At 71.4% G+C, this 13,469-nt stretch carries 11 protein-coding genes and 1 pseudogene; all 12 read right to left on the reverse strand.

What is annotated here, in order from left to right; all coding sequences use genetic code 11:
- Positions 1-181: 181 nt before the first annotated feature.
- On the reverse strand, positions 182-1,108 hold the full coding sequence (locus I2501_RS04860) for a 2-hydroxyacid dehydrogenase (protein ID WP_196192563.1): 927 nt from the start codon (positions 1,106-1,108) through the stop codon (positions 182-184).
- 198 nt (positions 1,109-1,306) lie between these two features.
- Positions 1,307-4,369 (reverse strand): helix-turn-helix transcriptional regulator, encoded by a 3,063-nt coding sequence (locus I2501_RS04865; protein ID WP_196192564.1) that lies wholly within the window; start codon positions 4,367-4,369, stop codon positions 1,307-1,309.
- A 29-nt stretch (positions 4,370-4,398) separates the two neighbouring features.
- Positions 4,399-4,587, reverse strand: a complete 189-nt coding sequence (locus I2501_RS04870; protein WP_196192565.1) for a hypothetical protein — start codon at positions 4,585-4,587, stop codon at positions 4,399-4,401.
- A gap of 242 nt (positions 4,588-4,829) precedes the next feature.
- Positions 4,830-6,341, reverse strand: coding sequence for an Asp-tRNA(Asn)/Glu-tRNA(Gln) amidotransferase subunit GatB (gene gatB / locus I2501_RS04875; protein WP_196192566.1), 1,512 nt, complete (start codon positions 6,339-6,341; stop codon positions 4,830-4,832).
- Between the two features lie 34 nt (positions 6,342-6,375).
- Positions 6,376-6,615, reverse strand: a complete 240-nt coding sequence (locus I2501_RS04880) for a hypothetical protein (RefSeq protein ID WP_196192567.1) — start codon at positions 6,613-6,615, stop codon at positions 6,376-6,378.
- A complete protein-coding gene (gatA, locus tag I2501_RS04885) occupies positions 6,612-8,105 on the reverse strand; it encodes an Asp-tRNA(Asn)/Glu-tRNA(Gln) amidotransferase subunit GatA (protein WP_196192568.1) in 1,494 nt (497 codons plus the stop codon). The genes I2501_RS04880 and gatA overlap by 4 nt, the downstream gene beginning before the upstream one ends.
- A 5-nt stretch (positions 8,106-8,110) precedes the next feature.
- Positions 8,111-8,407: an Asp-tRNA(Asn)/Glu-tRNA(Gln) amidotransferase subunit GatC gene (gene gatC / locus I2501_RS04890; protein WP_042429343.1), complete on the reverse strand. Its 297-nt coding sequence runs from the start codon at positions 8,405-8,407 to the stop codon at positions 8,111-8,113.
- A gap of 348 nt (positions 8,408-8,755) precedes the next feature.
- Complete coding sequence (locus tag I2501_RS04895; protein WP_328806199.1) at positions 8,756-9,172, reverse strand: lasso peptide biosynthesis B2 protein; 417 nt, start codon at positions 9,170-9,172, stop codon at positions 8,756-8,758.
- On the reverse strand, positions 9,169-9,420 hold the full coding sequence (locus tag I2501_RS04900) for a lasso peptide biosynthesis PqqD family chaperone (protein ID WP_328806201.1): 252 nt from the start codon (positions 9,418-9,420) through the stop codon (positions 9,169-9,171). The genes I2501_RS04895 and I2501_RS04900 overlap by 4 nt, the downstream gene beginning before the upstream one ends.
- A gap of 3 nt (positions 9,421-9,423) precedes the next feature.
- On the reverse strand, positions 9,424-11,286 hold the full coding sequence (locus I2501_RS04905) for a lasso peptide isopeptide bond-forming cyclase (RefSeq protein WP_328806202.1): 1,863 nt from the start codon (positions 11,284-11,286) through the stop codon (positions 9,424-9,426).
- Between the two features lie 157 nt (positions 11,287-11,443).
- A complete protein-coding gene (locus I2501_RS04910) occupies positions 11,444-11,572 on the reverse strand; it encodes a lasso RiPP family leader peptide-containing protein (RefSeq protein WP_196192569.1) in 129 nt (42 codons plus the stop codon).
- Between the two features lie 241 nt (positions 11,573-11,813).
- Positions 11,814-13,283, reverse strand: a pseudogene (locus tag I2501_RS04915) (putative bifunctional diguanylate cyclase/phosphodiesterase); the annotation flags it as partial.
- Positions 13,284-13,469 lie beyond the last annotated feature (186 nt).

Genomic DNA, 13,469 nt, shown 5'->3' on the forward strand with positions numbered 1-13,469 from the left:
GGTCGGGAACCTACACCACAGTCGTCACTCAGAGACATGCACACTCAACTCAGAGTAATGGCGAGTGACGAGGTAGCTGTACCCGATTCGGACGAAAGCGGGCGGTGCGTGCGCAAAACAAGGAGAAGCCGTGGGCGCACGCCGGGGGCGCATGGTTGCGCGAGGGGATCGTTCCGGTGGTTCAGACCATAGGAATGACGTTGGCCAAGGCCTCCCCGCCCGCGTAACGCAGCACCTGCGCCCGGAGCAGGCGCTTGGCCCGCGGCAGGAACGCCGAGCTGGGACCGCCGACATGAGGGGTGATCAACGTTCCCGGCGCGTGCCACAGCGGATGGTCGGCGGGCAGCGGCTCCGGGTCGGTCACGTCGAGCGCGGCGTAGAGCCGCTGCGCGGTCAGCTCCTTGAGCAGTGCGTCGGTGTCCACGACGGGACCGCGCGCGACGTTGACGAGCAGCGCACCGTCCTTCATCCGCGCCAGAAACGAGGCGTCGACGAGGTGCCGCGTCTCGGGCGTGAGCGGCGTGAGCAGGACGACCACGTCGGCGGCCGGAAGCAGCGTCGGCAGCTCGGCGACGGCGTGCACGCCCTCGTCGGGGCGCGCGGTCCGGGCGACGGGCATGACGGCGCACTCGAACGGCGCGAGACGCGCGGCGAGCGCGCGGCCGATGGAACCGTGCCCCAGGATCAGCACGTTCTTGTCGGCGAGCGACTGGTGGAACTCCTGCGACCAACGGCCTTCGGCCTGGAGCCGGGTGAAGCGCGGGATCCCGCGCAGCGAGGCCAGGATCAGCGTCACCGCGAGCTCGGCGGTGCTCGCGTCGTGCAGCCCGCGCGCGTTGCACGCGGTCACCCCGGCGGGCACGTGCGGCAGCACGTCGTCCATCCCGGCGGTGAGCGTCTGCACCACCCGCAGGGCGGGAAGGCTCGGGATGAGACGGAGGGCCACGGGGTGGCGCATGTACGGGAGGCAGAAGAACTCGACACCTGCCAGCGCTTCGGCCGCGGGCGCGGGGCTGTCCCCGTCCCAGACGAGCACGCTCTCTGCGAGGCCCGCCGGAAGCGGGGCGAGATCGTCGGGGGCGTACGGAAGCAGGTAACGAGCGCTCATACGGCGAGCCTAGCCTCCGACAACGGAGTGCTTCCGGAGCGTCCAGGGGCGCGATGCTTCTGCAGCTGGGGAAGTTGCACTATCTGGGGGCGCGGGGAACTGCGCGACAAGCCACCCACGCAGGTAGAGCACCGAACGAGCAGGGCCATCCGCACAGGGTGGTTACTCGCGCAGAGCCCCGCGCCCCTGGTAGTGCAACTATCCCGCCGGCACCAGGCGAAGCCGGTGGGCGACGGCTGCCGCCTCGCCACGGCCCGTGACCTCCAGCTTGGCGAGAATGTTCGAGACGTGCACGCTCGCCGTCTTCGGCGAGATGAACAGCTCCTCCGCGATCTGACGGTTCGTCCGTCCCAGGGCGAGCAGTTTCAGGACGTCCCGCTCCCGGGGGGTCAGGTGGAACGCGTCCTGGAACGTGTCGTCCGGCTCCGGCCCGGCCTCCGACGCGGCAGCGTCCAGGCTCAGCCGGGCCCGCTCCGCGAGGCTGCGCAGTTCGCGCTGCATCAGCTGGTCGCCGTGGCGGCAGGCCAGCGCTGCGGACTCGCGGGCCGCCGCGCTCGCCGCGGCCTTCTCGCCGGTCGCCGCGTACGCCTCGGCGAGGCGCAGCAGGGCGAGGTCGCGCGGGAACGGGCACTCCAGCTGGGACAGCGCGTCGGCCGCGCGGCGCCAGTCCGCGACCCCGGCCGTGCCCTCCGCGCGGGCCAACTCCGCGGTGAGGACCGCCGACCAGCCCTCGTACAGCGGCACGCCCTGGGCCAGCCCCGCGGCGACCTCCCGGATCCGGGCGAGGATCTCCGCCCGGCCCGCGGCCATCGTCGGCAGGTGGCGGGCGTCCGCCTCGACCCCGGCGGCCGTCGCCAACAGGGCCCACCAGGAGCGGTCGTGGCCCTCGGCGCGTCCGGCCTCCAGCAGCGTCAGCAGTTCCGCCCGCGCGTCGGCGTAGCGGCCCTGCGCGGCGGCGATCCGCATCGCCAGCAGCGTGACCGGCAGGTACTTCTGCGGCTGCCAGACCGTTCCCGGACGACGGGCCTCGGCGAGGTGCTCGGTCGCGGTGACCAGGTCTCCGCGCAGGTAGGCGATCTCGCCGCGGAGCCGCTCCATGAAGTCGCGATGGGCGCGCTGCCCGGACCAGTCGGGCTCCTCGGCCAGGAGTTGGGCGGCCTCGTCCAGCTCGCCCAGCGAGATCAGCGGCTCGGCCAGGTTGCCCAGGATGATCGTGCCCGCGTACCCGGCCATGCCGTTGGCACGGATCACGGCCAGCCCGGTGCGGGCCACCTCGATCGCGCGACGCGAGCGGCCCTGGAGCTCGTGGTGGCTGGAGAGGTTGGTGTAGACGCGCGACCGCAGGTCCATGTCGTCGGAGGCTTCTGCCTGTTCCTGGACCTCGGCGAGCAGCGCCGCGCCGGTCTCCAGCTCGCCGAAGGCACAGTGCAGCACGCCCAGGGTCAGCCGGGCGTGCAGGAGCACGGACGTCGCGCCGACCTGTTCGGCGATCTCGGCCGCGCGGCGGGCGGTGTCAAGGTGCTCCCGGCGCGGGGCGCTCAGCATCCCGTCGGCGGCCTGACGGTGCAGCAGTTCGGCCAGGACCGCGCTCGGCTTGCGGCCTTCGAGCAGTTCGAGCGCTCCCTGCAGGTCCTCGTGCGGGCGTGAGCCGCGGTCGTAGCGCAGCGCCCGCGCGCGGGCCAGCCGGAACCAGGCGGCGCGTTCCGGGGTGCGCTGCTCGTCGAGCAGGCGCAACGCGCGCTTGGTGTAGCGCAGGCCGCGGTCCGTCTCCCCGCTGAGCCGGGCCGCGACCGTGGCCTCGGCCAGCAGGTCGATCAGCTGGATCGCGCCGCAGTCAGCGCCGCAGTCGTCGTGGTCGCAGCTGCAGGACGGGTAGCTCTCGTCGGCGCGGTCGTAGTCGCGCAGCGTGGCGCGGACCTCGTCAGGGACGTCGTCCCACAGCTCCAAGGCGCGGTCCAGCATCCGCAGTTGCTCGGCGAAGGCGTTGCGGCGGCGGGCCTCGCGGCCGGCGTTGAGCACGGCGGGGACGGCGCGGGCGGCGTCGTGGGCGCAGTACCAGTAGCCCGCGAGCCGGGCCGAGCGCTGGTCGGCGGAGACCAGGGGCGGGTCGGCCTCCAGGGCCATGGCGTAGCGGCGGTTGATCCGGGTGCACTCCCCCGGCATCAGGTCGTCGCTGACCGCCTCCCGTACCAGGGCGTGCCGGAAACGGTAACCGTCGCCGTCGGAGGTGGGCTGGATGATGTTGGCGCCGACGGCGGTGCGCAGGGCGTCGATCAGCTCGTCCTCGTCCAGCACCCCGGCCGATTCGAGGACCGCGGCCAGCAGGCCGTGCTCGACGCGGGAACCCCCGGCCGCGAGCACGCGCAGCATCGTCTGGGTCTCCTCGGGCAGCGCCTCCATCCGCACCAGCAGCAGGTCGCGCAGCGAGTCGGTGAGCCCCGTGCTGCAGCCCTGCTGGTGGGAGACGGCCAACTCCTCGACGAAGAACGGGTTCCCCTCGGAGCGGCGGAAGATCTTCTGGACCAGCTCGGCGGAGGGCCGGGACGGGCTGAGGATTCCGGCCAGCTGACGGGCCACCTCGCGCTGGGCCAGACGCGGCAGTTCGAGCCGCTGGACGGTGCGCAGCCGCTCCAGCTCGGCCAGGTAGGGCCGGACCGGGTGACGTCGGTGCAGGTCGTCGGTGCGGTAGGTGCCGAGCAGCACCAGCCGCGCCCGGTGCAGGGTGCGCACCAGGAAGGCGAAGAGCTCCCTGGTCGAGCGGTCGGACCAGTGCAGGTCCTCGACCGCGAGGACGAGCGTGCGCTCGGCCGTGAGCTGCTCGAAGAGCTGCGCGGTGTGGTCGAAGAGCCGCGCCCGGGCGTACTCGTCGTGCGACTCGGCCGGCGCGTCGCTCATGTCCGGCAGCATGTCGGGCAGCAGCCGGGCCAGGCTGCTCTCCCGGCCGACCGCGGCGAGTTCGAGCCCGGGCCCGAGCTCGCCGCGGTGCAACCGCCGCAGGACGGTGGCGAACGGCGCGTAGGGCAGGCCCTCCGCGCCGATCTCCAGGCATCCCCCGACCGCCACCGAAGCCCCCCGCGCCTCGGCGGCGTGCTGGAACTCCTCCAGCAGCCTGGTCTTACCTACCCCCGCCTCTCCCCCGATCAGCAGTACCTGCGGCTGTCCCCCGTCAGCTCGCTGCAACGCCTGGGTGAGGGCGGCCATCTCCGATCCGCGTCCGATGAACACGGGACTGACAGATATCCGCTCCACGCTCGGCAGCATGGCACATCTCCGGGCTGATCAGCTGTTATTTAGCGGGCAACCGAGTGGAGGACGTCGCGTACCGAGCCCCTGCGGCTCCGACGCGACTCACCCGCCCCCCGGTCCTTGGTGCTGCGGTTGCTGCGGTTGGCCCGCATCGCCTCGCGAGCCAGTCGGTGCTGGTCGGCGGCGGCGATCAGCTCGTCCTGGCGGGCCTGGATCATCTGGAACTCGAACATCGTCGTTCTCCCCTGTGAGTGGTCTGTCCGGGGACGCCCCCTTGACGATGTCCAATCTCCTCTCCCAGTGGGGTCTCCCACATGGGGCGCATGCCCGATCTTGATCCACCGGAGGTCCTTAGAAACGACGGACCGCCGCCCCGAGTACCCGATGAGTACTCAGAACGGCGGTCCGTTCGGCCTAAGACGCAGGGCCTTAGGCGGCGAGGTCCTTAGACGCGGAGCGCGATGGACCCGGGGGTCTACTCAGGCGTCACGCCGAGCTTCTCGAAGATCAGCTCCTTGACCCGGGCCGCGTCGGCCTGGCCACGGGTGGCCTTCATGACCGCGCCGACCAGCGCGCCCGCCGCGGCGAACTTGCCCGAGCGGATCTTGTCGGCCACGTCCGGCTGCGCCGCGAGCGCGGCGTCGATCGCGGCGGTGAGCGCGGAGTCGTCCGAGACGACGGCCAGGCCGCGCTTGGCGACGACCTCGTCCGGCTCACCCTCGCCGGCCAGCACGCCCTCGATCACCTGACGGGCCAGCTTGTCGTTCAGCTTGCCCTCGGCCACCAGCGCCGAGACCCGGGCCACCTGGGCCGGGGTGATCGGCAGCGCACCGAGCTCGACGCCGTCCTCGTTGGAGCGGCGGGCCAGCTCGCCCATCCACCACTTGCGGGCCTGGTCGGACGGGGCGCCTGCGGCGATCGTCTCCAGGATCAGGTCGATGGCGCCCGCGTTGAGCGCGGACTGCATCTCGGCCTCAGAGATGCCCCACTCCTGCTGCAGCCGCTGGCGGCGGACCCGCGGCAGCTCCGGCAGCTCGCCGCGGAGCTGCTCGACCCACTCGCGCGAGGGTGCGACCGGGACCAGGTCCGGCTCGGGGAAGTAGCGGTAGTCCTCCGCCTCCTCCTTGATCCGGCCCGAGGTGGTGGAGCCGTTCTCCTCGTGGAAGTGGCGCGTCTCCTGGACGATCGTGCCGCCCTCGTTCAGGACCGCGGCGTGCCGCTGGATCTCGAACCGGGCCGCGCGCTCGACGCTGCGCAGCGAGTTGACGTTCTTGGTCTCGCTGCGGGTGCCGAACTTCATGGCGCCCTTGGGCATCAGCGACAGGTTGACGTCGCAGCGCATCTGGCCCATCTCCATGCGGGCCTCGGACACACCGAGGGCACGGATCAGCTCACGCAGCTCCGCCACGTAGGCGCGGGCCACCTCGGGCGCGCGGTCGCCCGCGCCCTCGATCGGCTTGGTGACGATCTCGATCAGCGGGATGCCGGCCCGGTTGTAGTCCAGCAGCGAGTACTCGGCACCGTGGATACGGCCCGTGGCACCACCGACGTGGGTGGACTTGCCGGTGTCCTCCTCCATGTGGGCGCGCTCGATCTCCACGCGGAAGACCTCGCCGTCCTCCAACTGGACGTCGAGGTAGCCGTTGAAGGCGATCGGCTCGTCGTACTGGGAGGTCTGGAAGTTCTTCGGCATGTCCGGATAGAAGTAGTTCTTCCGGGCGAAGCGGCACCACTCGGCGATCTCGCAGTTCAGCGCGAGACCGATGCGGATCGCCGACTCCACGCCGATCGCGTTGACGACCGGCAGCGAGCCCGGCAGCCCCAGGCAGGTCGGGCAGACCTGGGTGTTCGGGTCCGCGCCCAGCGCGGTCGAACAACCACAGAACATCTTGGTCTTGGTACCCAGCTCGACGTGGACCTCAAGGCCCATCACCGGGTCGTACGAGGCCAGGGCCTCCTCGTACGGGACCAGGTCAATGACGCTCACAAAGGCGTCCTTTCAGGGTGTGGCTTGCGGTCGGTCAGTCGGCGAGTACGTCGTCCCGGCCCAGCTGGCGCAGCTCGCGGACGAGCAGCAGGGTGCTGGTCACCAGGGCGAGGGCGCCCACGGCAGCGTTGATCAGCTTGAGGGTGTCGGCCTCGGCGCGGGCCTTCTTCAGGTCCTTGACGATGCCGAAGGCACCGAAGGCGCTGCCGCCGATGCCCACCATCAGGCCCGGCTTGGTGTGCTTAAAGCCTTTGGCCGCTTCGAGCTTGCTCATAGTGCCGGTGCCTCCTCCAGCAGGGGGTGTCCCCACTTCTCGTTGAGTGCCGCCTCGACCGCCGCACCCACGCGGTACAGCCGGTCGTCGGCCAGCGCGGGGGCGATGATCTGCAGGCCGACCGGGAGATTGTCCTCCGGAGCCAGCCCCACGGGGACCGACATGGCCGCATTGCCCGCCAGGTTCGACGGAATGGTGCACAGGTCCGCCAGGTACATCGCCATCGGGTCGTCGGCGCGCTCGCCGATCGGGAAGGCGGTGGTCGGCGTGGTCGGCGAGATCAGCACGTCGACGTCCGCGAAGGCGCGGTCGAAGTCGCGGGTGATCAGCGTCCGGACCTTCTGGGCCGAGCCGTAGTAGGCGTCGTAGTAGCCCGAGCTCAGCGCGTAGGTGCCGAGCATGATGCGGCGCTTGACCTCGGGACCGAAGCCGGCCTCGCGGGTCAGCGCGGTGACCTCCTCCGCCGAGCGGTTGCCGTCGTCGCCAACGCGCAGGCCGTAGCGCATCGCGTCGAAGCGGGCCAGGTTGGAGGAGCACTCGGACGGCGCGATCAGGTAGTACGCCGGGAGCGCGTAGGTGAAGGACGGGCAGGAGATCTCGACGATCTCGGCGCCCAGCGAACGGAGCAGTTCCACCGACTCGTGGAAGCGCTGCATCACGCCCGGCTGGTAGCCCTCGCCGCCGAACTCCGTGACCACGCCGACGCGCATGCCCTTGACGTCCGCCTGACGGGCGGCGGCCACGACCTGCGGGACGGGGGCGTTGATCGAGGTCGAGTCCATCGGGTCGTGCCCGGCGATGGCCTCGTGCAGCAGCGCCGCGTCCAGGACCGTACGGGCGCAGGGACCGCCCTGGTCCAGCGAGGACGAGAAGGCGATCAGGCCGTAGCGGGAGACACTGCCGTAGGTCGGCTTGACGCCGACGGTGCCGGTGACGGCGCCCGGCTGGCGGATCGAGCCGCCGGTGTCGGTGCCGATGGCCAGCGGCGCCTCGTACGCGGCGAGCGCGGCGGCGGAGCCACCGCCGGAGCCGCCCGGGATCCTGGAGAGGTCCCAGGGGTTGCCGGTCGGGCCGTAGGCGGAGTTCTCGGTGGAGGACCCCATGGCGAACTCGTCCATGTTGGTCTTGCCGAGGATCACCACGCCCGCCTCCTTGAGGCGGCGGGTGACGGTCGCGTCGTACGGCGGACGCCAGCCCTCGAGCATCTTCGACCCGGCGGTGGTCGGCACGCCGCGGGTGGTGAAGACGTCCTTCAACGCGAGCGGGACGCCGGCCAGCGGGCCGAGCTCCTCGCCTGCGGCGCGCTTCTCGTCCACGGCGCGGGCGGCTGCGAGGGCACCTTCGGTGTCGACGTGGAGGAAGGCGTGCACCTTCTCGTCCACGGCGTTGATGCGGTCCAGGTGCGCCTGCGCGACCTCGACGGCGGAGACCGTGCCGGAGGCGATGGCCTCGGCGGTCTCGGCGGCGGTGTAGTGGATCAGGTCGGCCACGGTTCTCAGTCCTCCCCGAGGATCTGGGGGACACGGAAGCGCTGCTCTTCCGCGGCGGGCGCGGCGGCCAGCACCTCGTCGGGGCTGAGCGAGGGGCGGACCTCGTCGGCGCGCATGACGTTGGTCAGCGGCAGCGGGTGCGAGGTCGGCGGGACGTCTTCGGCGGCGATCTCGCTGACGCGGGCGACCGCGTCCACGATGTCGTTCAGCTGCTCGGCGAAGTGGTCAAGCTCTTCGCTCTTGAGCTCCAGCCGCGACAGCCGGGCGAGGTGGGCGACCTCCTCGCGCGTAATGCCAGGCATGCAGCGATCCTCTGGTGGGTGAAGGAAACGGACCTGGCCGAGTCTATTGACACGGAGGTGTCCCCATCCTACGGAGGTCAGGGAAGCGCTGCGCGCACTATTCCGGTGGTGGGACTTCAGCGTTCCGGGCGCTGGGAAGGTGCACTATCCAGGGGCGCGAGGCTCTGCTGATGTGCGGCTCCGCCGCGTGGGCGCGACGGGTCACCGACGCTCCCGCAGGTGGTTGCACCGCCAGGGGCGCGAGGAACTGCGCGACAAGCCACCCACGCGAGTGGAGCCCCGAACGCGCAGGGTCATCCGCACATCAGTGGTTTCTCGCGCAGTTCCCCGCGCCCCTGGGTAGTGCAACTACCTCTTCGGCTCGACCGCGAGGAGCGGGTGAAAGAAGCCCGCCGGGTGGGGTTCGCCGATCGGCTCGCCGTCCACCTGGATCCACGCGTGTGCCGCGAACGGGTGCGTGCGCACCCCCGTGCACCACGTCGGCCAGGTGCCGCGCACGCGGCACAACAGCGCTGAGGCGATCGACCGCTGGAGGCAGTTGTTGCCCGCGCAGCGCGCGCTCACGGCCACGACCTGCTCCCGCGCCGCCGCTGCCTGATCCGTCGTCGCGGCGTCCGCGCCGCGGCGGGTGAACTCCAGTACCTTCCGCAGCGTCGCGGGCTTGACCCGCGCCAGTACGCGAGCGGCACCGACGGCGAGCAGCGGTGCCGGGCGGCGCCACAGCGGCAGCGCCTCGCGGTGGTCGAGTGACATCTGCACGCTCACGGCAGCATCAGCTCCGCCGTGGCCAGCTGGCCCAGGACCGCCTTGACGTCGGCCTTCGCGCGCTCGGCGCTGATGCCGTGTGCCGCCGCCAGCATGGTGGCGAGCTCGGTCGGGGCGCGCCCGGCGAGCAGGCCCCGGAGGACCTCGCGGCCGGTGGTGTTGAGCTGCCAGTAGCGGCCGGTGCGGCCGTGCAGCAGGACCGTGCCGTCGTCGGTGTCGGTCATCGAGACGTCGGGGTGGAGTCGCACGGGTCAGGCCTCCTGGGCTGCGGCGGAAGGGCTGGAGACGGCGGAAAGGGCGGAGAGGGCGGAACCGGTGGTCGGACGGTGGGCCGCGCGCAGCCAGCTCTCGCAGCCGAGGAGGTTCTCCAGCGCCTGGACCGCGGCGTTGTCCGCCTGAGGACCCGTCAGGCGGGCGCGCAGCTCGAACGGGTCGATCAGGCCGCGGGAGGCGAGCTCCGAGTCCGGCCCCAGCAGCTCCAGCACCGCCGGGAGGTGGCGGCGCAGACCGCGGCGGACGTCCTCGCCGAACTCGCCCTTGGTGGTGCGGTTGCGCACCTGCTCCGGGACCAGCCCGGCGACCGCCTCGGTCAGCAGGGGCTTGAACCGCCAGGGCCCCGCGTGCTCGTACGGGCGGACGCGCAGTACGGCGTCGAGCACCCGGTCGTCCAGGTACGGCGACTCCAGCTCGATGCCGTGTTCGGCGTAGAGCCCGCTGAGGAGGCGGTAGGTGACCGTGTTGGAGCGGACGACCAGCAGCGTCTGATGCGCGCCGATGTCGTCGGCCAGCGGCACGGCGTGCTCGGCGGTGTCGCGCAGCGCGGTGCGGGCGAGGTCCGCCGCGTCGGGGGTGACCCAGGACGGCGCGCGCATCGGGCCGAGGCCCCAGCCGAGCGGAGGGAGCCGCCGGGGCGGTCGCGGGTCGGTCAACCGCTCGGCCTGCTCGGTCCACCAGCCGGTGACGGTTCCGGGGCGGAGCAGTTCGCCCAGGGTGGGACGGAGCGGCCAGCGGCGCAGCGCGCAGTGCGCGCGGACGTGGCGCACCGCGGTGAGCGGGCGGCGGCGCAGCAGGCCGTGGAGGTAGCCGGGCATCGGGCAGAACAGCTCGTCACCGCCGTGTCCGGCCAGGTGCCGGACGGAACCGTGACCGGCCAACAGCGCGGCGCTGTGCCGGATCCGGGCGGTGGCGCGGGTCAGCGGGCTGGGCAGATCGCCGGGGACCGGCGCTCCGGGCGCGGCGAACATGTCCGGTAACTCGTCCTGCGGGACCACGAGATGGTCCGCGCGGTCGAGTTCCTTCCGCGCGAATTCCGCGAACTGCGCGTCGTCGTTTCCCGACTCCGCCTCTCCCCAACGGAAGGTCAGCAGGTCGGGGACCTCGCGTGCGGTGAGAAAAGCGAGCGAGGTGGAATCCATTCCGCCCGAGAGATCGGTGCTCAGTCGCCCGCTTTCCGGCCGCATTCCGGCGGTCGCGGCGAGAAGCGCCTCACGGACGACTTCGGCGCCTTCCGAGAGGTCGAGGACGGGTTCGGGCGCTTTCCACCACGTGATTTCCCTGACCTGGCTACCGTCCCACTCGACGGCGTTTTCGGGAGCCACCGCAGTGATTCCCGACCACATCGTCACGGCATTAGCGGGGTACGGCAGTTGCAGGCCGCAGGCGACGCGCAGGGCGAGGGTCTGCGCGTCCAGCGGCGCGTCGGTCAGCGCGGCGAGCAGGTCGGCGCGGTCCGCGGCGACGGTGACGCCGGCAACCTGGGTACGGAAGACGCGCCGGAGTCCGGAGGCGCTGCCGTGGAGGCGCACGCGTCCGGGGAGGGACAGGGCGAGGTGGCAGGACCCGCGGAGCGGAGCAAGGACGCGTCCGGCGTCGGAAAGGCGCTGGATACGGCCCGCCAACTGCTCCAACTCCCCTACGGGCAACGGGCAGCGGCCGATCACCGCGAGGAGCGTCGAACCGGCGGCGGCGAGCGTCACCGCGCTGGGCGTCCAACTCCCCACCAACCAGGGGCGCCCCGAGGCGTGCGGGACGACCTGTGCGCCCGCCGCCACGTGTTCCGCGATGATCTCCTGCGCGCCGGGGCAGTCGGGCAGGACCATGAAGCCGGGACCCATCTCTTGCCGCCACCACCGTTCAAGTCGCAGGGACGTTCGGGAAGTTGCACAGTCATTCGACAATGCGCCGCACACCGGACGGTGACGCAGGCCGGCGGGGGGAATGGTGATCCGGCCTGCGCCACCATTCCGCACGGTGTGCGGAGGACAGCCGTGACTACCAGTTCATGTTGAAGAACCAGTCCGGCACGGTTCCCAGTCCACCGAGGGTGTCCTCGTTGAACTCTCCGACCTCGACAAGCGCCGGCGGCATGTATTCGTTCGACTGCTCCGTGACCTCAACCATGAGAACCTCCCGGATACACAGACATGAATGGCACGCCCGAGGAATTCCTCGAACGCGCTGCAATCTAGCATGTACACGGTCAAGGAATAAGTGATCCACATCACACGCTTTTCGGCCGACACTTTTCGGCCACACGCAGAGAATGCGCAGGTCATCAGAGGAGAGCGAGAACGTTGAAGATTCGTCAAAGAACTGTTCCCGCTGGTCAACTGAGCGAATGCTCAGGAATGCGCACGAACAGTCAGGCGTGCGCGCTCGTCACATGCGTCCGCAGCCACGCGGTGGCCTGGTCGGCCGGGAGGGCGGCAGAGACCAGCCAGCCCTGGACCGCGTCGCAGCCCATCCCCTGGAGCCGCTCCCAGGTCTCGTCGTCCTCGACGCCCTCGGCGACCACGGTCAGCCCGAGCGAGTGCGCCAACTGCACCGAGCAGCGGACCACCGCGGCGTCGTGGTCGTCGGCGACCATGCGGCTGACGAAGGACCGGTCGATCTTGAGCTCACCCACCGGCAGTCGGCGCAGCCGGACCAGCGAGGAGTAGCCGGTGCCGAAGTCGTCCAGCGACATGCCGACGCCGTGCTTGCGCAGCTCCTCCAGCGTCTCGGCGGCCCGCTGGCCGTCCTCCAGCAGCAGGCGCTCGGTGATCTCCAGCTGGAGCGCGTCCGCCGGAACCCCGTGCCGGGCCAGCCGGTCGGCCACGCCCACCGCGAACCCGGGACGCAGCACGTCCCTGGGCGAGACGTTGACCGCGACCTTGACCCAGATGCCCTCCTCCCGCCAGCTCGCCAGCTGCGAGACGGCGGCCTCCAGGACGTAGTCGGTCAGCTGCGGCATCAAGCCGCTGGACTCGGCCAGGCCGACGAACTCCTCCGGGCTCACCGGCCCGCGCCCCGCGCGTGACCAGCGGACCAGCGCCTCCAGGCCGACGACGCTGCCGTCGAAGGCCACCTTGGGTTGGTAGTGGATCTGCACCTCGCCCAGGTCGAGCGCGCGTCGCAGATCGCCCAGCAGGCCGAGCCGCAGCGGGGTGTCCTCCTCCTGGCCCGCCTGGTAGACGGCCACTCCGGCCCGGCTGCGCTGGGCATGCGCCATCGCGATGTCGGCGCGGCGCAGCAACGATTCTGCGTCCGGGGCGTGGTCGGGCAGGACGGCGATGCCGCTGCTGGACTCCAACACCAGTTGCAGCCCGTCCACATGGATCGGCACGGCCACGCCCGCGGTGAACCCGCGGGCCAGCCGCAGCAGTTCGGCGGACTCACGCGGCGGGTCCGGCACCAGCACGGCGAACTCGTCCCCGCCCATGCGCGCCACCAGCGCTCCGTGCTCGGCGGCCAGCGTGCGGAGCCTGCGGGCGACCTGGACCAGCAGCCGGTCTCCGGCCAGGTGTCCGAGCGTGTCGTTGAGCGAGCGGAAGCGGTCCAGATCGAGCAGCAGCAGCCCGTACCGGTCGCGCGTGTTGCCCGCCTGGGCGGCGGCCAGCCGCAGCCCGGAGCGGTTGGGCAGGCCGGTCAGCCGGTCGGTGACCCCCTCGCGCAACCGCTGCCGTCCGAACCACCACGCCGCGAAGAGCACGGCCACCGGCACGACGAAGAGCGGCAGCAGCAACGGCTCGTGCTGCCCGACGACCTGAGCCAGCGGCACCAGCGGCGCCGCCCCGGCGACGGCCACGCCGAGGAAGATCGCAACCCGGGCCGCAAGCCCGGCGCGGTCAGGCCTGGACGTGCGCTCCATGGGTGTTCCTCTTGCTTCCCCGCTCGCCCCGTGGGGACCGAATGGTCCAAATCGACCGGGTCGGAACCAGCGTAAGCCGCGTCCCTCATATGTGAGCGACAATCGGACGCCCTGTGACCGACCGGTGTCCTATCAGTGGCTTGAATGACCTGTTTGTCCGTCAATGAC

Source organism: Streptacidiphilus fuscans, from assembly GCF_015690355.1.
Taxonomy (GTDB): Bacteria; Actinomycetota; Actinomycetes; order Streptomycetales; family Streptomycetaceae; genus Streptacidiphilus; species Streptacidiphilus fuscans.